The 23,367-nt window shown below is 34.7% G+C and carries 18 protein-coding genes; 10 read left to right on the top strand and 8 right to left on the bottom strand.

Annotated elements, in window-relative coordinates; genetic code table 11:
- Nucleotides 1–46: 46 nt before the first annotated feature.
- Nucleotides 47–1,558, bottom strand: a complete 1,512-nt coding sequence (locus V6R96_RS06350) for a serine hydrolase (RefSeq protein WP_336378364.1) — start codon at nucleotides 1,556–1,558, stop codon at nucleotides 47–49.
- 529 nt (nucleotides 1,559–2,087) lie between these two features.
- Here V6R96_RS06350 and V6R96_RS06355 point away from each other — a divergent pair.
- The 7 genes from V6R96_RS06355 (at nucleotide 2,088) to V6R96_RS06385 (ending at nucleotide 11,225) form a co-directional block, all read left to right on the top strand.
- Nucleotides 2,088–2,675, top strand: a complete 588-nt coding sequence (locus tag V6R96_RS06355; protein WP_336378365.1) for a Crp/Fnr family transcriptional regulator — start codon at nucleotides 2,088–2,090, stop codon at nucleotides 2,673–2,675.
- Nucleotides 2,676–3,159: 484 nt separating this feature from the next.
- On the top strand, nucleotides 3,160–3,918 hold the full coding sequence (locus V6R96_RS06360; protein ID WP_336378366.1) for a glucose 1-dehydrogenase: 759 nt from the start codon (nucleotides 3,160–3,162) through the stop codon (nucleotides 3,916–3,918).
- Between the two features lie 381 nt (nucleotides 3,919–4,299).
- Entirely contained in the window at nucleotides 4,300–4,917 is a 618-nt protein-coding gene (locus tag V6R96_RS06365; protein ID WP_336378367.1) for a TetR/AcrR family transcriptional regulator, read from the top strand.
- Between the two features lie 52 nt (nucleotides 4,918–4,969).
- On the top strand, nucleotides 4,970–6,304 hold the full coding sequence (locus tag V6R96_RS06370) for a TolC family protein (protein ID WP_336378368.1): 1,335 nt from the start codon (nucleotides 4,970–4,972) through the stop codon (nucleotides 6,302–6,304).
- Nucleotides 6,305–6,320: 16 nt separating this feature from the next.
- The gene (locus V6R96_RS06375; RefSeq protein ID WP_336378369.1) at nucleotides 6,321–7,364 is read left to right on the top strand and encodes an efflux RND transporter periplasmic adaptor subunit; all 1,044 of its coding nucleotides are present in this window, start codon (nucleotides 6,321–6,323) and stop codon (nucleotides 7,362–7,364) included.
- Between the two features lie 6 nt (nucleotides 7,365–7,370).
- The gene (locus tag V6R96_RS06380; RefSeq protein WP_336378370.1) at nucleotides 7,371–10,436 is read left to right on the top strand and encodes an efflux RND transporter permease subunit; all 3,066 of its coding nucleotides are present in this window, start codon (nucleotides 7,371–7,373) and stop codon (nucleotides 10,434–10,436) included.
- A 12-nt stretch (nucleotides 10,437–10,448) separates the two neighbouring features.
- Nucleotides 10,449–11,225 carry an SDR family oxidoreductase gene (locus V6R96_RS06385; protein ID WP_213279970.1) on the top strand — a complete coding sequence of 259 codons (777 nt, stop codon included), beginning with the start codon at nucleotides 10,449–10,451 and terminating at the stop codon, nucleotides 11,223–11,225.
- A gap of 546 nt (nucleotides 11,226–11,771) precedes the next feature.
- Here the strand turns inward: V6R96_RS06385 and V6R96_RS06390 are convergent.
- The 6 genes from V6R96_RS06390 to V6R96_RS06415 all read right to left on the bottom strand — a co-directional run bounded on the left by V6R96_RS06390 (nucleotide 11,772) and on the right by V6R96_RS06415 (nucleotide 18,283).
- Nucleotides 11,772–12,956 carry a hypothetical protein gene (locus V6R96_RS06390; RefSeq protein ID WP_336378371.1) on the bottom strand — a complete coding sequence of 395 codons (1,185 nt, stop codon included), beginning with the start codon at nucleotides 12,954–12,956 and terminating at the stop codon, nucleotides 11,772–11,774.
- 189 nt (nucleotides 12,957–13,145) lie between these two features.
- The gene (gene qatD, locus V6R96_RS06395; protein WP_336378372.1) at nucleotides 13,146–13,877 is read right to left on the bottom strand and encodes a Qat anti-phage system TatD family nuclease QatD; all 732 of its coding nucleotides are present in this window, start codon (nucleotides 13,875–13,877) and stop codon (nucleotides 13,146–13,148) included.
- A complete protein-coding gene (gene qatC, locus V6R96_RS06400) occupies nucleotides 13,874–15,223 on the bottom strand; it encodes a Qat anti-phage system QueC-like protein QatC (RefSeq protein ID WP_336378373.1) in 1,350 nt (449 codons plus the stop codon). The genes qatD and qatC overlap by 4 nt, the downstream gene beginning before the upstream one ends.
- 5 nt (nucleotides 15,224–15,228) lie before the next feature.
- The gene (locus V6R96_RS06405) at nucleotides 15,229–15,969 is read right to left on the bottom strand and encodes a hypothetical protein (RefSeq protein WP_336378374.1); all 741 of its coding nucleotides are present in this window, start codon (nucleotides 15,967–15,969) and stop codon (nucleotides 15,229–15,231) included.
- Between the two features lies 1 nt (nucleotide 15,970).
- Nucleotides 15,971–17,866: a P-loop NTPase fold protein gene (locus V6R96_RS06410; protein WP_336378375.1), complete on the bottom strand. Its 1,896-nt coding sequence runs from the start codon at nucleotides 17,864–17,866 to the stop codon at nucleotides 15,971–15,973.
- 195 nt (nucleotides 17,867–18,061) lie between these two features.
- Complete coding sequence (locus V6R96_RS06415; RefSeq protein WP_336378376.1) at nucleotides 18,062–18,283, bottom strand: hypothetical protein; 222 nt, start codon at nucleotides 18,281–18,283, stop codon at nucleotides 18,062–18,064.
- 92 nt (nucleotides 18,284–18,375) lie between these two features.
- Here V6R96_RS06415 and V6R96_RS06420 point away from each other — a divergent pair, with 92 nt between their 5' ends.
- Complete coding sequence (locus V6R96_RS06420; RefSeq protein WP_336378377.1) at nucleotides 18,376–18,921, top strand: hypothetical protein; 546 nt, start codon at nucleotides 18,376–18,378, stop codon at nucleotides 18,919–18,921.
- A 74-nt stretch (nucleotides 18,922–18,995) separates the two neighbouring features.
- Here V6R96_RS06420 and V6R96_RS06425 read toward each other — a convergent pair whose 3' ends face one another.
- Nucleotides 18,996–19,508: an AAA family ATPase gene (locus V6R96_RS06425; protein WP_336378378.1), complete on the bottom strand. Its 513-nt coding sequence runs from the start codon at nucleotides 19,506–19,508 to the stop codon at nucleotides 18,996–18,998.
- A gap of 150 nt (nucleotides 19,509–19,658) precedes the next feature.
- On the opposite strand from V6R96_RS06425, the gene V6R96_RS06430 reads away from it, so the two are divergent.
- Both V6R96_RS06430 and V6R96_RS06435 read left to right on the top strand, forming a co-directional pair.
- On the top strand, nucleotides 19,659–20,330 hold the full coding sequence (locus V6R96_RS06430) for a hypothetical protein (RefSeq protein WP_336378379.1): 672 nt from the start codon (nucleotides 19,659–19,661) through the stop codon (nucleotides 20,328–20,330).
- 513 nt (nucleotides 20,331–20,843) lie between these two features.
- The gene (locus V6R96_RS06435; RefSeq protein WP_336378380.1) at nucleotides 20,844–23,348 is read left to right on the top strand and encodes a PIG-L family deacetylase; all 2,505 of its coding nucleotides are present in this window, start codon (nucleotides 20,844–20,846) and stop codon (nucleotides 23,346–23,348) included.
- Nucleotides 23,349–23,367: the final 19 nt, after the last annotated feature.

A 23,367-nucleotide genomic window follows, 5' to 3' on the forward strand; every position in this document is an offset into this window, starting at 1 on the left:
GATCAAGACAGATTATCTTCAAACTTTTATCGATAATTGATTCATTTTAATTTTTGGTGGAAAAAATTTGATTGATTTTCAAAATCATTTCCTTCGCATTATTATTGATGGGATCTAATTCTAATGATTTCTGATAATCGCTTTTTGATAATGCATATTCTTTTTTGTTAAAATAAGCTTCGCCTCGACTGTCATAGACATTTCCTGATTTTGGAAATTCATAGACATTTAAATCAAAAATCTTAAGCGCTGCGTCTAATTGATTATCTTTTAGAAACTCATAACCAAGTTCATTCAATTCATTTTCGTTGGAGAAATTGTAGTCATTTGGTTTGTTTTTCTTAAGGTCTTTATATAATGCAATTCCTTTATCAATATTTTTCAAGCATTCTTTTCTGATGGTTAAGCCAATAGATTCCTTTTGTGGCTCGATAGGGTAGTTTTTCCATTGGTTTAAACTGGCAATGCTTAAAAGGATTTCTTCTATCAGCTTAAAATTATTACCATTAGTCATTACTGCTAAACCGTTTCCATCTTCAACACTTCCAATATAGTAGCATACAAACCCTTCATTCCCTCCGCTGTGTGCAAAATATTTTGTGCCTTTGAAATCACTTAGAAATACACCGTAATTATTCTCAATTCTCCTTACAGACATTTCTTTGGACAAAATATTATTTGATTTGCCTAATAATGACAATTGTGTTTCGATGATATATTTTGCCAGATCACTGGGATTGGTCCATAAACCGGCTGCGGCTTTTTCGGGATAAATATGATATTTTCCATTTACCTCTTTTCCGTTATTATAAGCTGTTGCAAGTAATAATTCTTTATCTGGAGAGGGAGGCTGATTATAAGAACTTTCATTCATTCCTAATGGCTTCAAAACATTTTTCAACATATAATCTTCATACTTTTCTCCTGTTGTATTTTCAAGGATTAACTGTGAAATGGTTGTTCCTCCACCCGAATACTGGAATTTAAGGTTGGGCTCAAACACAGACCGAACCGCAATGGAATTTGATGGTTTCAGTCCATCAAGAATTTGTATTATTGTAGGGAGTTCTTTTCCTCTTTGATAGCCTCCGAAACCATGAACAGACAAACCTGCTTTATGACTTAAGAGGTTTGCAATAGAAATTTTTTTTCCTTTTGAAACCGAATCGTATGGGAATTTCCAGCTTTTCAAATAATTATTGATGTCATCATCCAAGTTTAATTTTCCTTGTTCAACCAACTTTAATTGTCCTAAGCTATTAATGGATTTGCTGATAGATGCAGCCTGAAATAATGTGTGAACGCTCGCTGGTCTGTTTTCAGCAACATCTGCATAACCATAAGCTTTAGCCCATTCTACTTTGTAATTTTTAATGACTGCGATGCTTACTGCATTCATATTATAGAAAGCCATCCTGTCTTTTAAAGTCCATTTCTTAGTTTTCGATTTATCCCAACTGAGCATATTGTCTTCGAATGATTTTATTTTATCCTTTACATTTTGTGCAAAAATATTCAAGGTTAAAGACAGCATTAGGACTAGATGTATTTTTTTCATTTTTATTCCTGGTTATCTATTTCAATATAAAGACGATCCACAAGTAAGTTTTATTACATCAATGACTGATTTTTTAGTATCTTCTGTTTTATTGTTTATTCTTTTTCAATGTTCAACAGCATTTGTTGTCCATTTTCATGATCCGGATTTAATTCAATAGACTTTTGATACATCGTTGTGAAAAATAATTTTACAAACTGTACTTCAATTTTGATTTTTCATTGACAAGAAGTTCCTTTATACAAACTTTATCAAATTTATTGGCTGCAAGTGGGCTATCTCCTGCATTTTCCTTATTTAAATTTTCTACGCCAAGTTTTTTAGGCTTTTGTCCGCAAAACCAAGGCATTTCTCCATGCTGATAACCGGGCTCTATTCAAATCTTTTATTAACAGCTATAGATAAGATTTTGAAGGTATTAAATGACATTTATTACTTGTAAATTTATGATAGTGTACCTCAAACTTTAGAATACTTATCTTTTAGTTTATCGGATAGTTTAAGTAAATTGCAATAAATTATTTAAACGATGTCTGATTTTCCAGTGTTTTTCGATTACATAGAAAAAACATCAGGCAAACAGCTTTCAGAAGACGATAAGCGTTTGTTGATGGCCCATTTCAAATCCAAAAAACTTCGAAAAAGACAGTATTTTTTACAGGAAGGAGACGTATGCAAATACATTGGGTTTATTGTGAAAGGATCTGCCAGAACCTTTGCGGTAGATGATAAGGGGCATGAACACATACTGAAACTATCTGTGGAAAATTGGTGGCTGGCCGATTTTGAAAGCTTTTTTCTGTTGACTCCAAGCCGTTTTAATATTGAAGCACTGGAGCCACTTGAGATACTACAGTCAACTCATGCTGAAATTGAACAGTTTCTAAAGCATATTCCCGCCTTTTCAGCGATGACGAATGTAATCAATCAAAATTACGCTATTGCAGCTCAAAAAAGAATGCTGGCCTCAAATAGCTATACGGCTGAAGAACGTTATGAAGAACTGATCAGAAGTTATCCTCATTTCCTGCAACGGTTTCCGCAGAACATGATCGCTTCATACCTGGGTTTATCGCCAGAAACTTTGAGCAGGATAAAGAAAAACTTTTTAAAATAATTTCTTTTTATGTTAACTGTATAATTCATGACGAATGCCGGCTAATAAAATTAAAGATTATACATCAGCTTTTTCCCTGAAGGAGAACTTTTCATAATAATCAGCTAGGAAGTCCTGTAAAATATAGCAATTCTCAATTCATCATTGATCAAATCCTATTACTTGGTTTTTCAATTTGTTTTCTCAGCAAATTCCCTACTTTAAAAAATATTTTGCTCGAATAAAAAATAAGGCTAAAAAGGATTTTATGCCGTTTTGATCTTGACTGGTTTTGTTTCCCGGGTGTTTTTAATAATATTTTAATTTACAGTATTACAATTGGTTATGAGCTTAATTTGATTTGGATCATCAACCTGACTTGACCCATATCAAGCTTATTTAATGATGTATGTCAACCAACGCTTCATCACAGGGTTGCATCTTTGTACAAGCTTCAAAACGAGAATATGAAGAATATTAACAGACAAAAAAGTAATAAAAAGTAATGAGTAAATTAAAAAATAAAGTAGCAGTAGTAACTGGTGCAGCAAAAGGAATAGGTGCTTCAATCGCAAAGTACTTTGCCCATGAAGGCGCAAAGGTCGTTGTAAATTATGCTTCAAGTAAAGAAGCAGCGGATAGTGTAGTAAAGGAGATAACAGATCATGGAGGCATAGCCATTGCAGTACAGGCCGATGTATCTAATGAAGATGATGTGAACAGGTTGTTTGAAGAAACTAAAAAAACTTTCGGAACCTTAGATATTTTGGTAAACAACGCGGTGTTTCAACAATTTTTACCTATCGAACAGGTATCGGCAGAAGCTTTTCATAAGCATTTCAACGTCAATGTTTTGGGTTCTGTATTGACTATCCAAGCATCTTTAAAACTGTTTGGAGATAAAGGTGGCAATATCATTAATATCAGTTCGGGTGCAAGCAAATCGCCAATGGCGGGAGTATCGTTATATTCTTCAACAAAAGCAGCATTAGATGCGATAACGATTTCTTTGTCGAAAGAACTGGGTATAAAAAACGTTCGTATTAATTCTATTTTGCCAGGCGCTACAGAAACAGAAGGTGCCATTAGTGCTGGTGTTACCAAAGGCAGTGATTATGAAAAAATGTTTGTTGCCAATACACCACTTGGCCGTAGAGGTCAGCCGGAAGATATTGCGAAAGCTGCCGTATTTTTGGCTTCTGATGATGCAGCCTGGATTACAGGAGAGCAAATAAGCGTTTCCGGTGGTATGTTTGGTTTTTAAAAATATTGAAAGAACTGAAGATATGGGTATGTTATTGCATAGCAAATAGTGTTATCAAAATAAATAAAAATGGCGCCACTTGTCTTAATAAGTAGCGCCATTTGGCTTTTAGTGACCAATACGAGCGTATCTTCAAACACTTTTATTCATGATTTGGTTCGTTTGATCCAAATAAAACAAGAATTACAAAGCTTTTTTTATCCAGTAATTTCTATTTAACTCAATTCAAGTAAATAGTTATTTACAGGGAATATAGAGCTTTATTTTGACACACTTTTTAGATATTTAAATTTAATAAGACAAACAAAAATACCGATAAGTATAATTAAAAATGAACAACGTTCAAAAAATAATTATATCTTTGCATAGTAAAATTATTTTATGAGCATAAGTGAAAGAAAACAAAAAGAAAAGGAAGCTTTAAGATTACTCATTCTTAATGGTGCAAAAAGACTTTTTGTGGAAAAAGGAATAGAATATACCACCATTAGAAATATTGCTGATGAAATAAATTATAGTGTAGGTACTGTTTATGTTTATTTTAAAGATAAGAATGCTATTTTTCATGATCTGCATTCCATAGGATTTCAGGAATTGGGTGGATATTTCAGAGATTTAGTTAGTGAAGAAGATCCTTTATTGAGGCTTCGAAAAATGGGATTTGTCTACATGAAGTTTGCGATGGAAAATTCTGAGATGTATGATCTTATGTTCAACCTGAGAGCACCAATGGATTATCTTGAAACGCAGAAAAATCAGCTGTGGTCAGAAGGAAATGAGACTTTTGGGTATGTTAAAAAGACCGTGGAAGATTGTATGCATGAAGGTTATTTTAAGGAGCATAACTCAGAAGCATTATCTTTTTTGATCTGGAGTCTTGTGCACGGTATGTGCTGTCTGGAAATTCGTCAGAGAACAAAAGGAGTGAAGTTCAGCAGTCCGGACACCATTATGGCTGAAGGGTATAACGAATTTTTGAAAATGCTGGAAAAGCTATAAATTTTTTTGTCTAAAAAATGAACAATGTTCAAATTATAAACAATGTATTTAAATGAAAAAACTGTCAATGTTATTACTGATTTGTTTAGGATGCATCACATATTCCCAAACTAACCTTGATCGATACATCGAAATCGGTCTTGAAAATAATGAAGTTATCAAACAAAGAAATTTTGATGTCAATAAAAGCCTGTATGCATTACAGGAAGCTAAGTCACTGTTTTCACCTTCGGTTGCAGTAGTAGCCAATTACACGATTGCTGACGGCGGAAGAACGATTGATATTCCCATCGGAGATATGATGAATCCTGTGTACAGCACCTTGAATCAGATCACCAATTCCAACACTTTTCCAACGCTGGAGAATCAGTCGGTGCTGATTAATCCTAATAATTTCTATGACATAAAGCTTCATACGACAATGCCGCTTTTGAATTATGAGATTATTTACAACAAAAAGATTAAAACACAGCAAGCGGGTTTACAAAAAATTGAACTGGAAATTTACCGGCGCGAATTGGTAAAGGATATCAAGATTGCATACTATAAATACTTGCAATCTTTAGAAGGTATCAGAATTTATCAGAATGCTTTATCGATGGTGAAGGAAAATCAGAGAGTGAACAGAGCGCTTTTTAAGAATGACAAAATCAATCGTACAGCAGTACTGAGAAGTGATAATGAAGTAACAAGAATTCAGGCTAATCTCGAAACCGCCATCAATACAAGCAAAAATGCCCAGGCTTACTTTAATTTTCTGTTGAATCAGAAGCTGGATACTGAGATTGAAACCGATGAAATTATAGAAATTCCGACAGAATTGCTCTCGGAAAATACAGGAAACAGGGAAGAATTGCAGAAGCTGAATCAGGCTAAAGAGATCAACGGAAATGTGTATCAGCTGACAAGATCCAGTTGGTTTCCAAAACTAAGCGGCTTCGCAGATCTCGGTTTTCAGGATTTTGATTTCAGGGTTGATAAGACTTCACGCTATTATTTTGCAGGTCTGAGCCTGGAATGGAATATTTTTTCCGGTAATAAAAACAAATACAAACTGAAACAGGTAGATGAAGAAAGTAAAAAATTAGATTCTCAGATCAATAATGCCAAACAGCAGTTGCTACTCCAGTTTCAGGTTTCTCAAAATAATTTAAAATCCGCTTTGGAACAATATGAATCTGAAAGTAGACAGAAAGAGACCGCTACAAAATACAATGATGATGTCACCAAATTATACAAAGAAGGCTTAGCGATCTATATCGAATTACTGGATGCCCAAAATCAGGTCGTCAACACACAGCTCAATACCAACATTGCCCTTTACAATTCATGGATTGCCTTCGCAGAACTGGAAAGAGCCAATGCCACTTTCAATCTTAATCAATAAAATCAACACAGTTATTATGAATAAAACCATAACCATATCCCTGCTTTCAATCTTGCTGACAGTTTCCTGCAAAGAAGAAAAAAAAGAGTCAAAACCATTTGAAACAGCTGATATAATTGCCGTAAAAATAGCGTCTGTAGGATCATTGGCTCTTGCTTCAAACATTAATGCCTCCGGTTTGGTAACCACAGAAAATGAAACCACCTATTCCTTTAAAATAGGAGGAGTCGTGAATGGAGTTTTTGTGGAGGAAGGACAGTTTTTCAGAAAAGGTCAGCTACTGGCCACTTTGGACGAGACAGAGATCCGTTCAGGCCTCAATCAGTCGGATTTAAATGTGCAGAAATACGAACGTGATTACAGACGCGCCACCAACTTATATAAAGACAGCGTGTATACCTTGGAGCAGGTTCAGAACACCAAGACCGGACTGGATATCGCCCGTAAACAGAAAGATGCGGTTGCATTCAATGCCAGATATGCAAAAATTTATGCAGCTGCGGACGGTTTCGTTTCCCAAAAAGTGGCCGGTAAAGGTGAGATTGTAGGGCCAGGCTCACCGGTTCTCATGATTAATGAGACTTCCAACAATAATAATTATCTATTGAAAGTAGGACTTACCGATACTGAATGGGCTTCTGTAAAGATCGGCCAAAAAGCAGTGGTTACATTGGATGGCTATCCCGGTAAAAGTTTCGATGCCTTTATTTTCAGGAAGTCGCAGGCAGCTGATATGGCGCTTGGCTCTTTTCAGGTGGAGCTTAAACTGACGATGAATGACAGCAAGCCCGCAGTAGGAATGTTTGGGAAAGCCGAGATTAAAACTGAGCATTCGGAAGATTTTATAATGGTTCCCTACAATTCCTTAATTGAAGCTGACGGGAATAAAGCTTTCGTTTTTGTGGTTGAAAATAACAAAGTGAAGAAAAGACCTATTACGATTGCCAGATTTGAAAATGATAAAGTTTTTGTAAAGGACGGACTTCAAAAGAACAATAAAATTGTGATCTCCAACAGTGCTTATCTGAATGAGCAATCAATCATTAAAATTATTAATTAAGAAACGATGAAGATTACAAATTTTGCCGTTAAAAATTATCAGTTTACGCTGATCATATTTCTTCTTGTTGCGGTGGTCGGTTTCTTAACGCTCTTCACAATGCCAAGATCCGAAGATCCATCCACGCATCCGCCACAATATCTGATCACCGTGATTTATCCCGGAACAAGCCCGAAAGATATGGAAGAGCAGGTGGTAAAGCCCATCGAAAATAAAATCTACGGGCTGGAAAATATTGATAAAATACTGACGACTGTAGAAGACGGCGTTGCCGCTTTTCAGGTTAAATTTAAATATGGTGTCGATGTCGATAATAAGTATCAGGAAATTTCAACTGAGATTAATGCCTTAAAAAACAGTGAGCTTCCGAAAGATATTTATCAGATCAAAACAGAAAAAATATCATCTTCTGATGTGAAAATTCTGCAGGTTGCCCTGGTTTCTGAGAGTGCTTCCGAGAAAAAACTTCGAGATGAGGCAGATAAGCTTAAAACAAAACTTGAAAAGATCACGAATCTTAAAAATGTCATCTATTCAGGAATGCCAGAGCAGGAGATTAGGGTTGATCTTAAACTGGATAAGCTTGCACAACTGAGAATACCCTTAAATGTTGTGATGGGAAGTTTGCAGAGTGAGGCAGCCGATATCCCCGGAGGAAGTATCAATATGGGAACCAAGGTGTTCAATGTTAAAACCAGCGGTAAATTCAAAAATGAGCAGGATGTTGCCAACACCGTCATTTATAATGCCAATGGTAAGATTGTCTATATGAAAGACGTTGCCGAGGTTGGTTACAAATCGCAGACCGTTGACCATATCACCCGAATCAACGGCCATCGTTGCATTCTTGTAAGTGCCGGAATGAAGGATAATGTGAATATTACCGATGTTCAGAAACAATTTGCTCCTATTTTGGAAGAATTCTCAAAAGATCTTCCTGAAAATATTAAGTTGATCAAAAACTTCGACCAGGCTGATATGGTTTCCCAGCGTCTGGGGCATTTAGGTTTTGACTTCGGATTGGCCATTGTTTTGGTTATCATTACATTGCTGCCTTTAGGTTCAAGAGCATCTGTTATTGTAATGATTTCAATTCCGCTTTCGTTGGCATTAGGTTTAATTGCGATGAATGCATTAGGATTTTCACTGAATCAGTTGAGCATCGTGGGATTGGTTGTAGCATTGGGATTATTGGTTGATGACAGTATTGTGGTTGTGGAAAATATAGAGCGCTGGTTACGTGAAGGGCATTCTAAAAAAGATGCGGTTCTTAAAGGAACCAAACAGATCGGTTTGGCGGTTGTAGGATGTACGGCAACATTGATCATTGCATTTTTACCATTGGCATTCCTTCCTGATATCGCAGGGGAATTTATACGAAGTCTACCCGTGGCGGTAATTACCAGTGTTTTGGCGTCCATGCTGGTTGCGCTAACCCTTGTTCCATTTTTAGGCAGTCGATTCCTGAAGACCCACGACCACGAAGGTGGAAATATTTTCCTACAGTATCTTCAGAAATTTCTGACCAACAGTTACAAAGGAATTATGCCGAAAGCATTGAAATATCCCAAAATAACAATCGGGATTTCAATGGCATTAAGTGTTTTGGCATTTGGATTATTCAGTTTAACAGGTTTTAAATTGTTCCCGACTTCAGAAAAACCGATGTTTCTGATCAATATCAAAACACCGCTTCAGTCTAATATTTCAGAGAGTGACCGTGTTGCCAGGATCGTTGAATCAGAATTAAAAAAGCATCAAGAAATAACCTTTTACACTTCCAATGTAGGAAAAGGAAATCCACAGATTTACTACAATGTGCATCCACAGGACAGAAAGCCTGATTTTGCGCAGATCTTTGTGCAGCTGGATGACGAAGCAAAACCTGAAACGAAGACTGCTTTGATTGAAACTTTAAGGGAAAAATTCAAAACAATGCCTTACGCCAAAGTTGAGGTAAAAGATTTTGAACAGGGAACCCCGATTGAAGCCAATATTGTCGTGCGCTTATTTGGAGAAGATCCTGCTGTTTTGAGACAACTTTCTTCTCAGGTAGAAAATATTTTGAGAAAACAAGAAGGAACGGTGTACATCAACAATGAACTAAACACCTACAAAACCGATGTTAAAGTAAAAATCAACAAGGAAAAAGCGAGAACTCTAGGAGTGATGACGAGTGAGGTGGATAAAGTCATTCGTCTTGCCGTAGCCGGATTGCCGGTGGGAGACTACATCGACGACCGCGGCGATGCAAGAACAGTAACGCTGACTTTACCGAGAGAAAAATTTTCTAATCTGGACGCCCTGAAAAATCTGTATGTCAATAATGTGCAAGGGGTACCAATTGCGCTCAATGAGATTGCTGCCGTTTCATTTGAAACATCTCCTACGGCAATCAACCATTTCAATAAATCAAGATTTGCAAAAGTTTCGGCGATGTCTGGAAAAGGATATTATGCCAATGATTTATTGGTTGACATTATTCCTCAATTGGATCAGCTGAAAATGCCAAAAGGCTACTATTATAAACTGTCAGGAGAAAAAGAATCAGAAGGTGATGCGTTAGGAGGAAACTTCATTTCTGTCATTATCTTAAGCACTTTTCTTTTCATTGCGGTGCTGTTGCTTCAGTTCAAAACTTTTAAAGGAATTATCATTGTATTGTCGATTATTCCATTGGGGATTTTGGGCGGTGTCATTTTGTTACTGATTGATGGAAGCCCGATGTCATTAGTGGCAATCATTGGATTTATCGGACTGTCCGGAATTCAGGTTAAAAATTCTCTGTTGCTGGTAGATTTTACCAACCAGTTGAGATTGGAAGGCCATTCGATTGATGAGGCCATTGCTATTGCGGGTGAAACGCGTTTTCTTCCTGTAGTTTTAACTTCCATCACGGCGATTTGCGGTTTAATTCCTTTGGCTTTAAACTCCAATCCTTTGATCGCTCCATTAGCCATCGTATTGATTGGCGGACTTATCAGCTCAACGATTCTCTCCAGAATTGTTACGCCGGTAATGTACAAACTGATTCCTCCAAGTCTGGACATTGAAAACAAAGAAGAATATTAAAATTGAATAAAAATGAAAGAATATATTTTAATAACAGGCGCATCATCCGGAATAGGTTACCATATGGCCGTTCAGTTAGCTGAATTAAAGAAAGATCTGATTTTGGTAGCCCGAAGCGAAGATAAGCTCAAGAAACTTGCATCAGAACTCACCGCTACATATGGAATTTCCGTGGAATATATCGTCAAAGATTTGTCTGTTGTTGAAAATGCCGTTGCACTATACCGTGAAGTTCAGGACAGAAATCTGTTTGTAACCGGATTGGTTAATAATGCTGGCGTAGGAACTTACGGAGAATTTACAAAAACATCATTGGAAGAAGAATTAAAAATGATCGATTTGAATATTTCCAGTCTCGTGGCACTTAACAAATTGTTTGTCAAAGATATGGTGGCCAGAAAATCAGGCAGGATTATGAATATCTCATCTCTGATGGCATTCTTGCCATTCCCTTATTATTCGGTGTATTCTGCAACGAAAACTTTTGTTCTGGCTTTTACCGAAACCCTCGCTTCCGAACTGGAAGGAACGGGCGTAGTTGTAACAGCATTATGTCCCGGGCCGATTGATACAGGCTTCTACAATGAAGAAATGTTACAAGCCAATATGATGAAAAGCAATAAACCCGTTAAACCCGAGGTAGTTGCAAAAGAAGGTGTAAAACTTCTTTTACATGGAAAAGGTAAGAAAATTGTCGGTTTTATGAATTGGTTCCTGTCTAATATTCCACGCGTAACTCCGGATTTTTTAATGATGAAAATTAAAAAGAATCTGGCTGCAAAGGGGTGATTTCTTAAAGACTGTAAAAAGACATTAATCCGGTAAATAGTGCTATCGAAACAAATAAAAATGGGGCCACTTGTCTTAATAAGTAGCCCCATTTGGCTTTTAGTGATCTCGACGAGCGTATCTTCAAACATTTTATAGATGATTTAATCCGTCTGAGTCAAATTAAACAAGAATTATAAACCTGTTTCTTATCAGATAATTTTCTTGTAGGTGAACTTCTTGCAATTTAATTTTAAGCATTCGAGACAATCGAAGTTAACATAGTTGATCTTTAGTTTGCTTTGATGTCATCATACAAGTGATCAACTACTTTTTCTAAAATTTCTCCTGTTTCATTAAAACCGGTGTTTGTCAATATGGATATCCCTATATTTTGTTTAGGATAAATCACAAACCAATTCTGCATTCCGTAAATGATTGTCAATCATCATTTTTAAAATATTGGGCTCTGCTGTGGAAGGTCTCCCGACTTTGAGCTGGTAAATAAGAGTATTTCCTTTAAACTTGTTTGAGAGTCAGGAGACTTCAGAGAGCGGGGAACTTTAATCATTTCTTCTTTTTCATTTTGGATAATACATTTTTTACTCCTTTAGTTTGAAATAACCGAATCAAAGATTCTTTAGTAAGTGAAATTTTGCCTTTCTCTTCTTCGAATATTTCTGTCTTTAAAAAATAAACAATGTTTTTTTCTCTTGTTGTTTTAAGGGGTAATTTGCTTTCTGATAAATCTTTTTTGAGCATATTAGATTTGATTTCGAGTTCATTATTGTATGACAAATCAATTTCTTTTATTATTCCTGTAAAGAATTTTTCATTTTGATATTCATCTTCGAAATAAACATAATCTCCTATTTGAATCCCTAAAGCATTACATTTTGTCTGAAGTAACTGTTTTCTTAGTAATAATTTTTGCTCTTTGTTTTCAATCAAATTAATTATGGTAGTGGGGTTTATACTTGAATAAGAATTAGGAGTATACATCTTCATTTTTTCTTTCAATATGGAAGTGTCAATTTTAATATTGTCTATTACGCTTGTTGAGTAACCAATAGAAAATGGAACTTTATTTTCCACAATAAATCTTCTAATATCTACAATGTTACAAGCATTTTCATCAAATAATTCTTTATCAGATATGGTATTGTCTATATTGGTTAATTCTTTGGTTGATGCTTGAATTAAACTTTCGTGATAATAACAATCAAACTCAAACTCTCTTTTTGTAATATTTAAATAATCTTTCCAAAAAGAATATTCATTATTTTCTTTTGAATATTTTGATTTCATCAAGAAGCTATCGAAATAATTAAAGAAAGGTTCTTTTTCTAAAGGAGCTACTTCCAAGCCGCAATTTTCAGGTAGAATATTTTTTATAAACCCTTTAAAAAGATTTTGGGACATTTCATAATGATAGATAAAGGACTTTATTTCCTCAATATCTGTATGATATTCGCGTTGAGATTTGTAAATGAATGACACAAATTTATGACCTGTAGCATTTCCATAATTATAGAAAAATTTATGTGCACTTCTTTTATCTTTATCAGTCAAGGCTTCAAAATCAAAAAATTCCACATCTATATGAAGTCTACAGGCATGATTTGAGAATGCTTCGGATAATTCAAAAAAAAGAGAAACTTTTTTTAATTGATCTTTAAAATGAATAATACCTTCACAATATCTATTGATATATTCAGCAAAATCCGAGTTAATATAATTGTTATTTAGCATCTGTTTCTGATTTAAAAGGCATAATATAGAATATTGGACTATCTCTGCTGTACAAAGTTTCCCAACTTTGAGCTAGTAAATAAAATCCTTTCCTTTAAACTTGCTCCAAAGTCAGGAGACTTTGGAGAGCAGGGAGCAGGATAATAGATTTTAACCCCTACTATCGAATTAATTGGGATTAAAATTCTATTATTTTATGCTCTTTAATAGTTCTCGAAAGTTTAATGAAATTATCTTTTCAACTTCAAAAATGGTTTTACCCCATACGTTTGAAAAATACTTATTTACATTAATGACATCTATAGGCCTTAATATATTTCCATTGATATTAGTGAATGGACCATCTGTTTCTGTTAATAGATTAGTAATAGGTATTTTTTCGATAATTTTCCTTCCTTTTTCAGATTTAATCATTGCTGGATTAATTGAGAAATAATATCCTTCATTAACAATCTCATCAATAAGCTTTAAAGACCCAGAGTACCAGTGAAATATAGCAAACTTTATATTGTGCTTTTTTAAAAGTTCAAGAACTTCTTTTTCTGCACCTCTTGAATGTATACTTAAAATTTTCTTCTTTCCTGAAATGTTTTCCAATATTTTAGTAAAAGATTCAATTTGTATATTCTTCGTGGCATATCCCTCTTTTGAAAAATCTAGCCCAACTTCTCCTATATAGGATGTCATAGAAAGATTTTTTAAGAATAATCCAAATTCTTTTTTATGGACCTCTGCATATAATGGATGCATTCCTAAAGCTAATCTAATCTTTTTTAAGTTTCTAAAATGTGGATATCCCATTTCAAAATGGCTAGGCAGATTTGTCATTGAAATTACCATCATATTAGTATCTATACATTCTTGTAATACCTTTTCTGGGGTTTGGTATAAATCAATATGACAATGGGTGTCTATAATCATAAAAGTCCTAATTTAGATTTGGTAAAGTTATTACCTTTATCTCTAAATAATTGTAGAACTTCGTCTTTTGACCTTAAAACCATTTGTGCATAATTTTCCAGATTATCAATATCTATATTGCCGTTAATTAATATGTCTCTTTTCATTTTTTCTAATGAAATGTCTCGATTTAAATAACTAAATAATGCCGGTAAATCATTAGTTAATGAAGATTGTTGTAAGATATCATTCCCAAAGATTTCATTATCTAGATTTATTTTATTTAAAGCAGCCCTTCTGTATATACAAGGCATACATTTTCCACATTGCTCAGTTCCTGTTTTTATAGCCCAATGTTGCTTTCTTCCTCTTTTACCACAGGAAACGGATAAACTAAAACTTGACTGCAGAGCTCTTGGGTTTGAACAGTTTTCAATCATTTCTCCTTTTGTAGAGAATGAATATGGATTTTCTAACTGTATTGGTAATCCTATTTCCAATAATAATTCTTGTAAGTTCTTTAAAACAAATGGATGCGTTGTTCTAGTACTCAAAGAGCTAACCCTAGAAGGGGTTAAGGGATAGTTAATAGAAATTGTTCCATTTTCAGGAATTATTAAAGTGTTAATTGGTGATAAGTATATTCCTAAACCAATAAAAAATAAAGATCGACTTCTGTAATTATTTTCAATAAATATATTATTGCCATTATCATCTTTTCTACTAAGAGCTAATTTGGATTGTACCCAATAAAATTTATTTGGATAATTTCGTTGTAGATAATTTAATAACCTTTTCTGGTCTCCATTTGGACCTGAAGATTTATAATCAAAATGGGAAACCAATAAAATTCTTTCATTTGGATTTAATTTCTCAAGTTCGTCAATTACTCCTATTAAAGAGTCTAAACCTCCTGAAAAAAGACTTGCTGATTTTATGGAATTTTTCTCGTAAACTGGAATTTTTCTTCTTCTTTGGCGTGGGAAATAATATTCCTCATGTGAGTTTTGGACAAAATTTATAGTCCAATAATCCCCAGTTAAAAAATCTAAGATTTTCTTTAGTTTTATTTCCTTTCCTTGCCAAGTACTAAGATTATGGACAGGAAAATCAACCTCTAAATCTCTTGTCCAACCATCATTAGAATATTTTTCTCTATTAAATAAATTATCCACACCATATACTAATGTAGAAATTAGAAAAAAGTCGAAACGTAGTGTAGTAAAATCTACATTAAAATCGAAAACATTTTCAGATTTAAGAAAAGTTAAAGGAACCTTTCTTTCTATGCCATTTTCTATGAAACAAAGTTTTATATTAGAAAATTTTCCTTCTTGCGCTGGGTCGAATTGTATTGTTACTTTCATAATAATTATTCAAAAACAGTTAATACATCTTGTTGAATATTTTTTATTAGTGTATCGGCATCATTTGATGCCCAATCAACATTTTGTAATGGATTTGTTCTATGCATATCTAAAACTCTTTCCTTGATGAAACTCTTAATTTGTGAAAAAAGACTGTTACAATCATTTTCATTTTTATTTTTAATTAAATTCTCATAAAACCATTTTGATAAAAGTTCGTTGATATAATTTCCAAAATATCCAATTATAATATCTTCTAAAGAACTAGATTCAAATTTTTCTGACAAAAGAGTTTCTACTTCATCTATGGAATTTGCTTGACCTATTAACTCTTCCATTAATAGTCTAGTAGCTTCTTTCGCTGCAATATCATCAATTGAACTTGAATCAGTTGAACAATATTCAATTAGATGATTTATAATATCGTTAACACTTTTGTTATCAAGATTAGTAATTCCTATAAAAGTAAGTGCCTCTCGAATATTATTATTTGAACTAACAAATTTTGAGAGAAAGCCTCCAATTTTCTTTACTGTTTTGATACCACTTTGTCCTCCCACCTTTGATCCTCCTCGTCCTCCTATAGCGGATCCTCCTAAAGAAGAGACAAAGTTGTTCATAATTGTTTGTTTTTTTTCGGTAGATAATGTTGATCCATTACAATTTGATGTTAAAGAAGAACTCAAGTTTTTCCAGTTAGGAACCATAGAGTGTTTAACATCAGAAAAAGATTTAGATGTTCCCATATTATTTTAAATTAAATGCTTTTGCTGCTTTAGACTTCTTATCTTTAAAATAATCAGATAAAAAGTCACCCATATTTGGATGTGATTTATAATTTTTTAGTCTTAATCCTATAGATGCATCTATATCTAAATCATTTATAACTTTTAGTGATTCTATGTAATGATAAGGCGCATTTTCTATTTTTAATTCTATTAACTCATTGAATATTTCATAATTCCTTTTAGAAATAGGATTACGCTTTAAAGTGGCGGATAATAAATTGAAGAATGTTTCTTTTTCAGCATCATTTAATTCCTTAAACTTATCTTCTATTATTTTCCTTGTTACTGTTGATGTCATCTGATCGGGTTGAAGCTCATTGAAGAGTGCCTTTACAATTGGAGGAATCAGACTTGAAGCTGATATTGAATCATTCAATTTATCCCGTGCTATCCAGAAATAGTCCCTTAAATCAACACTTTGTAATGAAGGTTCTACTTGAAGCCAATTTATTATTTTGGGTCTATTCCAATCTTTAAATTTTGAGTCTGCTAGTTCGATCAGTAGTTTGTTTAAATCCTTATCCTTGCAGATGCCTTCAATTTCGCTGATCTCTTCAGGAGTTCCCTCTTTATCTGCCTGCCAAATAAAAAGTTGCTTAAAAAGTTTGGGCTCAGAGTATTCTAAAATCATGAGTTTTGCTAGAATTGCATCCTGAAAGTTCTCAATAGACGCAACTTTTGCCAATCTCTTTCTAATTGTGTAGGTATTTAAAAATCGCTTAATTTGACGTGGATTGCCATACAAACTACTAGTTATTAAAGGTACTAGAGATGGAATTGTTATAATGTTTGATTTTATTTTTTGAAAGTCATCTGGACTTAAAATACTTTCAAAATTTGATAATCCAAAAGAAGAATATTTGTTTTTCTCTCTAAATTGTTTGAATCCATCCAAAACTTTGTTAAACTGAGTTTCTTCTAATTCTTTTTTACAAACAAGCATTGAAATGTATGTCTCAACTTCCGAATCAGAAAGTCGAGGTAAAGAGTATGGCAATTGAATGAGTTTTTCTAAATAATCAATAACGATTCTATTATTATCTTCTTCTATTTCTTTATTATTTTTATATTTATGCTCTATTGCATGTTTCACTATTCGTGGATCAGCACCAATAATAAACGCTGTTTTGGGAACATTTAAAAATAACTTTATTGCTTCCAAGTTTTCAATAATTCTTTCAGGGGTACATCTATCTAAATCATCAACAATTACTATAAGTCTTTTGAAGTTGGTAGATTCTAGTAATTCAGAAAAATCATTACGGAACTCTGCCACTGCATTAATTTGTTTTTCGCTTTCATCCTTACTCTCTTTCAAAAAAGATTCATATAATTTTTTACCTTCATCTGATTGTAATTTTTCAATGATTTTCTGTGGATCGTCACTCCATTCAGATATTTTTTGAATAGCATAAGGAATTAAACTAATCCCCCCAGTAAAATAAGCTGAAACAGCAGGAAGAGCAACATTTTTCAATAACATACCTGCTCCTCTCATCCAATCAATAGATTTCCAAAGTTTTTTAGCTTTATTTTTAACGATATCTTTGACCTCGGCGGACAATTTTTTATTACCATCTATTTCTTTAAGAATAGAATTTAATAATGCTGCTTTTGCATCATCATAGCCTTCAAATGTCCAACCATTGAAATATATACATAGTGATTCCTTGTTTTCATCACTCTCGAATTCATTTTTAATTATTTGTAAGACACTTGATTTTCCACTTCCCCAATCTCCAAAAACTCCTATTGTAATTGGTAAAACGTTTTTGTCATTAATCACGTCTATTAATAAATCTGCATGTACCTTAAATCCTAATAAATCTTCGGATGTTTCATTATCTGCCCACATGTGTTAAATTTTAATAAGTCTAAAATATATGTAATAACTTGAAAATAATTACGGATTTCCGTAAACACCAAAAATAAAAACCCTCTTAAAATTTTCAATCAGTATTTTTACGGATTTTCTTAAAGATTTCGAAAATTTCGACACAAAAAAATCCCAACTCTCGTCAGGATTTATTAATTATATTGTTTTCGTAATCTATATTCCAATCATCTTGAAAAAGCTGGAAAGAGTCAAATTTCTAGCATGGCAAATTCGCATTATTGTAAGAAGAGCAATTTGATAATCTTTATCATCCTTTATTCTTCGAACTGTCTTTTCATCTATATTATGATCTACTGCAAATTTGCTGTTATTGTTCATAGGGATAACCCATTCATCCCTTATAAATTCAACAATTTTTCTATTTGCTTCTGTCATAGAAACAAATAAATTACATATTCTTATAAAAATCTCGGACTCAAATCCGAATGTTTGCAATTTTTTATTACATTTATAAAAAAATACAAACAATGAAAAAGAGCAGAACAAAATTCAATACCCGGTTTCGGGCAGATAAAAAACACTCAGGGTTGCAGCTTATGGAAACTTTCTTTCAGTTTAATGAGCTGGATGTTTCCAAAGAAAGGCTCAGCAACATTATGAATTATGCGGTAAAGAGGAATAGTTGGATCAATGAAGATCCGGCGGTCATCTTTGAGTTTTACCAGTCGATGAGGTCGTTGATCCGGGCAGGGTATCTCATCATGCTGAAGGAAAGGACATGGACTGTTGATACCCGGCCGGAGAAGATTTCCCCGTGGGTTCTTGGTTTGCTTTCGGAGAAGGAATACCGGAATCCTCTGCTGGTTTTCAAAAAAGCATTCAGAGAGTACAGCATCAAAGAATATGATTATTTTATGTCCGGAATCGTTTATTTCTCCATGGGCGTCTATGAAAATCTACCGGAAAGGAATATCGTTATGCCCTACATCCATACGGTTAAAATGCTGGATGCCGCACACCTTATTCTTCAAAGAAGGAGAGAAAAGGAGATGGCTGATACCAATTCAGGATAAGAAAGTTGAGCATAATGCCAGAATTCAAACCTGTAACCTTTTTAAAGCCTTACAGAAGTTACCCACCTCAGATCCTAGGATAAAATTCCGGTCAGCACCTGATCTTTTCGGTTCGATGAAGTTCCGCTTACTTTAATGACCTTTATTCCAAGATCCTCAATCCAGTCATAAAGTAACTCATTAACCTTATGCCTGAGTTTTGGCAGCTCTATTTGATGTTTGGATATCAGATCGGGTTCTTCAATAGGGGCAAAAACAAAAACATCAATTTCATCGATGATGGTTTGAACTTTTTCAAAGAGAAACTGGATATTTCGACCTGAATCAAGAACATGAAGATAAGCTAAGATATCAATGACACATCTGTCAAATATGACATCATCTCCGCTTTTGAAGACCAGTTTGGCTGAATAATTAAACTGTTCAAGAAAATCGTCAGGATGAGGTTCTTCTGAAAATTCATACCCTGAAGACTCCATCTGGTAGTAGGGTTCTATTTCAAGGGTATACCCGGGAAGGTTCTCCAGAAGTTCTTCTGCCAATGTAGTTTTACCGACTTTGTGAGCGCCGATTATTGCAATTCTCATATTTCAGTTTATATTATAATCCAAAAGTATGGTACGAGATTTTCGTGCCTGTTTTTTGAGCGTCCATTGTATAGAGTTTTGCCAGTCTATTTAATACCATAATTTTTCTATATTTAGAACAGGTATATAAATATAATATAAAAAAAGAGAATGCCAATAAACCCAATACCTCCGGACGGAGGCATGTTATATAAAGAAACAGATATGACCCAGTTTTTCCCTGAGCCATTCAATGCAATAACTGCTCTGTTATTTTTAGCCATAGCTATTTTTTGGACCCTTAAAATGAAGGGTAATTTTAAAGAATATCCTTTTTTAACATACTGCTTAATGTTGTTATATATTGGTGCCATAGGGGGAACTGTTTACCATGCATTCAGACAATGGCCGGTATTTATCATGATGGATTGGATGCCCATTATGCTGCTCTGTCTGTCTGCCGGATTTTATTTTGTAGCTCAGAGCACCAGATGGTACTATGCTGTTGTAATGGTTCTTGCATATCTGGTACTTATGTTGGGCTTGAGAAATTGGATTTTGACAGATAACACTTCTCTTTTTATCAACGTAAATTATGCAATCATGGCTTCATTTGTACTTTTTTCGGTGTTACGTTATTTAATTTATACCCAATGGAAAGCTGGCAAATGGGTAGGCTTTGCTTTATTATCGTTTGCGCTCGCACTCACTTTCCGCATCATTGATAAACGGGAATGGTTGAGTTTCGGAACACACTTTTTATGGCATACTTTTGGGGCGGTAGCCACATTTTGCATGTTTAATTATATCTATCTTACTCGGAATACGATTAGAAAAACATAAATACCTGTTTAAATTTTATTTGAAAAAAATGTATACGTGATTATCAAGCCTTTGGTTCCTTTTACCTTCGTCGATCCTTGGAGTCTTGATTAAAAGAATTCCCCACAGATTCCACAAATTTCACGGATGTTTGTGGATGTTTTTCTCTCGCTGATTTTGCAGATGACGCTGATTTTATGAAGGGATTAAACCTTATAGGTTTTTAATATGCATAAGCTCTAAAAACCTATAAGGTTTGATCCGATCATTTCCAAAAGATCTCAGAATTCTTATGAGTGAAAAATTTGCTCAATCTGCGACATCAACGGGAATAATAAAAATCTTTGATTTTTTAAAACTTAAGTGCTCTTCTCAACATTTAGTTTGTCACTAAAATAAACTTAAGTGTCTAAAATCTTTTGTGCCTTTTGTGGTTTAATAAAATTTAAAAAGTTTTTTTGTGAAATTCAGAGCATAATTCTTTTAAGGTTGAAAGAAACGATTTACTTATATTTGCTCGCAAAGCAAATCTAAATGTTCAAAAAAGTAAGCACTGTATGTATTCTTGGCTTTTATACGGTTTTTTGTTCGGCCCAGCAGGTTCGGCCTTCCAAATCATCTGAAATTTACCGTGAACTCAAAACCCTTAAACAGCTGCCTAAAGTTTTATATCTTGCGGCTCATCCTGATGATGAAAACACAGGATTACTTTCCTGGCTAATCAACGATCAAAATGTAGAAACGGGCTATTTGTCTTTAACCAGAGGTGATGGTGGTCAGAATTTATTGGGCACTGAGCAGGGTGCTGCATTGGGTTTAATCAGAACGCATGAGCTTTTAGAGGCAAGAAAGTTAGACGGTGCCCAACAGTTTTTTACCCGGGCAATTGATTTCGGGTTCTCTAAAAATACGACCGACACCTTTAAACAATGGGATGCAGATAGCATTACAGCGGATGTAGTTTGGGTAATCCGTAAATTCCGTCCTGATGTTATCATTTGTCGTTTTCCTCCTAATGCTGCGGCAGGCCACGGACAACATGCAGCTTCGGCCGTGGTTGCGGAAAAAGCTTTTAAGCTGGCAGGCGATAAAACGGCTTTCCCAGATCAACTAAAATATGTTAATGCATGGCAACCAAAACGCGTATTGTGGAATACTTTCCGCTTTGGTGGGGTCAATACGACAGCTGAAAATCAATTGAAAGTTACCGTTGGGCAATATGATGCGCAACTGGGCATGGGCTATGGTGAATTGGCAGGATTAAGCAGAAGTTTACATAAAAGCCAGGGTGCGGGGACACAGTCTGTAGCCGGTATCAGAACTGAATATTTTGCCCACGTTATTGGCGAGCCTGCAAAAGCAACACTCTTTGACGGAGTGGCTAAAACCTGGACTTCACAAGGAAGCGCTGATATTGACCAATCATTAGATAAAATTATTTCCTCTTTTAATTTTAATCAACCTGATCTCAGCTTATCTGCTTTGCTTGCTTTACGAAAAAAGGTTGTGGCTCTTCAGGATGGAGACCTAAAAAGGGATAAAATTAAATCTCTTGACAATATCATTTTAAGCTGTGCCGGATTTATGGGCGAGGTAGTGACCAATCAGGCTGAAGCTGTTGCCGGAGACAATTACAATTTCAGGTTAAATTTGATTTCAAGAGCTGAAAATCCTGTCATTTTAGACAATGTAAAATGGTTAAGTCAATCAGAAAGCTTCAACAGAAAACTATCAAAAGATTCTTTAATTACCATTCAGCATGACATACAGATTCCTGCAGATGCAGCACTCACAGAACCTTACTGGTTGGCAAAATCTCCCACGAACGCAGCAACTTTCTCTGTTCCGAATGATACTTTAATCGGTTTGCCAGAGGCAGAATCGCCACTGAATGTTTTGCTTGGTTTAAGAATCGGTTCGGAAAAGTTTCAGGTTAAACTTCCTTTATCTTTCAAGAAATTAGACCCGGTGCGTGGTGATGTAGTCGAAGCATTGCGCATTGTTCCTGCATTGGAACTGAAATTTACACAACCCCTTTATCAGGTTAAGGAAAATGAAGATTTACATTTGAGTTTAAATGTTAAGGTTAATTCTAACAGACAGTACAGTAACGGTAAAGTAAACCTGATGTATAACGGAGAACGATTAGGCGGTGCTGATGTAAGTTCGCTCAATGGAAAAGATGCTACCATTGATTACGTTATTCCAAAAACTAAGCTTGCCGCAATACATTCATCTCGTTTGCAATTAGATGCCAATTTTGTTGCAGATGGAGTCACTTATAATAAAAAGCAAATATTAATTCAGTACCCGCATTTACCTTCCTTACAATATTTTTCACCTGCAACTGCCATCGTAATGAAGGGCGATATTCAGGCTAAGGTTCAAAAAGTGGGTTACATAGAAGGTGCGGGCGATTTCATTCCTGAGTTCCTACGCATTGCAGGTATTCAGGTAGATGTTTTGAAAGACGAAGATTTTTATGGCAACTTAGGTGAATTTGCTGGAAACGGCAGTCAAAACAAGCTATCGCAATATGATGCCATCGTACTTGGCGTTCGTGCCAATAATACAGAGAAAAAGTTGAGTCGCTGGATGCCTTTTTTATGGTCTTATGCAAAAGCCGGAGGTAATTTGGTGATGCAGTATAACACCAACCAGGATACAACCGTTGACAAATTGGGGATGTACAATTTCAGTATTGCCAATAAGCGTGTTACCGAAGAAAATGCAGCGGTTACATTTTTAAATCCAAATCATAAATTACTGAACTTTCCGAACAAAATTACTGCGGATGATTTTAAAGGCTGGGTGCAGGAGCGCGGCGCCTATTTCCCTGCTCAATGGGATGCAGCGTATGAACCGCTTTTTGAAATGCACGACACAGATGAAGAGCCACTGCAGGGATCAACTTTATATGCCAAATATGGGAAGGGTAATTTTATCTACACACCGTTGGCATTTTTCAGACAGCTACCTGCGGGAAATGTGGGGGCGGCACGTTTATTTTTTAACTTTTTATCTGCACAGAAAAACTGATGAACAAACCACTTAAAAA

Source organism: Chryseobacterium sp. CCNWLW53 (genome assembly GCF_037083525.1).
GTDB lineage: Bacteria > Bacteroidota > Bacteroidia > Flavobacteriales > Weeksellaceae > Chryseobacterium > Chryseobacterium lathyri.

Coding starts and splice junctions, on each gene's coding strand:
- V6R96_RS06350 (WP_336378364.1), bottom strand. CDS start 1,558: ATGAAAAAAATACATCTAGTCCTAATGCTGTCTTTAACCTTGAATATT.
- V6R96_RS06355 (WP_336378365.1), top strand. CDS start 2,088: ATGTCTGATTTTCCAGTGTTTTTCGATTACATAGAAAAAACATCAGGC.
- V6R96_RS06360 (WP_336378366.1), top strand. CDS start 3,160: ATGAGTAAATTAAAAAATAAAGTAGCAGTAGTAACTGGTGCAGCAAAA.
- V6R96_RS06365 (WP_336378367.1), top strand. CDS start 4,300: ATGAGCATAAGTGAAAGAAAACAAAAAGAAAAGGAAGCTTTAAGATTA.
- V6R96_RS06370 (WP_336378368.1), top strand. CDS start 4,970: ATGAAAAAACTGTCAATGTTATTACTGATTTGTTTAGGATGCATCACA.
- V6R96_RS06375 (WP_336378369.1), top strand. CDS start 6,321: ATGAATAAAACCATAACCATATCCCTGCTTTCAATCTTGCTGACAGTT.
- V6R96_RS06380 (WP_336378370.1), top strand. CDS start 7,371: ATGAAGATTACAAATTTTGCCGTTAAAAATTATCAGTTTACGCTGATC.
- V6R96_RS06385 (WP_213279970.1), top strand. CDS start 10,449: ATGAAAGAATATATTTTAATAACAGGCGCATCATCCGGAATAGGTTAC.
- V6R96_RS06390 (WP_336378371.1), bottom strand. CDS start 12,956: ATGCTAAATAACAATTATATTAACTCGGATTTTGCTGAATATATCAAT.
- qatD (WP_336378372.1), bottom strand. CDS start 13,877: ATGATTATAGACACCCATTGTCATATTGATTTATACCAAACCCCAGAA.
- qatC (WP_336378373.1), bottom strand. CDS start 15,223: ATGAAAGTAACAATACAATTCGACCCAGCGCAAGAAGGAAAATTTTCT.
- V6R96_RS06405 (WP_336378374.1), bottom strand. CDS start 15,969: ATGGGAACATCTAAATCTTTTTCTGATGTTAAACACTCTATGGTTCCT.
- V6R96_RS06410 (WP_336378375.1), bottom strand. CDS start 17,866: ATGTGGGCAGATAATGAAACATCCGAAGATTTATTAGGATTTAAGGTA.
- V6R96_RS06415 (WP_336378376.1), bottom strand. CDS start 18,283: ATGACAGAAGCAAATAGAAAAATTGTTGAATTTATAAGGGATGAATGG.
- V6R96_RS06420 (WP_336378377.1), top strand. CDS start 18,376: ATGAAAAAGAGCAGAACAAAATTCAATACCCGGTTTCGGGCAGATAAA.
- V6R96_RS06425 (WP_336378378.1), bottom strand. CDS start 19,508: ATGAGAATTGCAATAATCGGCGCTCACAAAGTCGGTAAAACTACATTG.
- V6R96_RS06430 (WP_336378379.1), top strand. CDS start 19,659: ATGCCAATAAACCCAATACCTCCGGACGGAGGCATGTTATATAAAGAA.
- V6R96_RS06435 (WP_336378380.1), top strand. CDS start 20,844: ATGTTCAAAAAAGTAAGCACTGTATGTATTCTTGGCTTTTATACGGTT.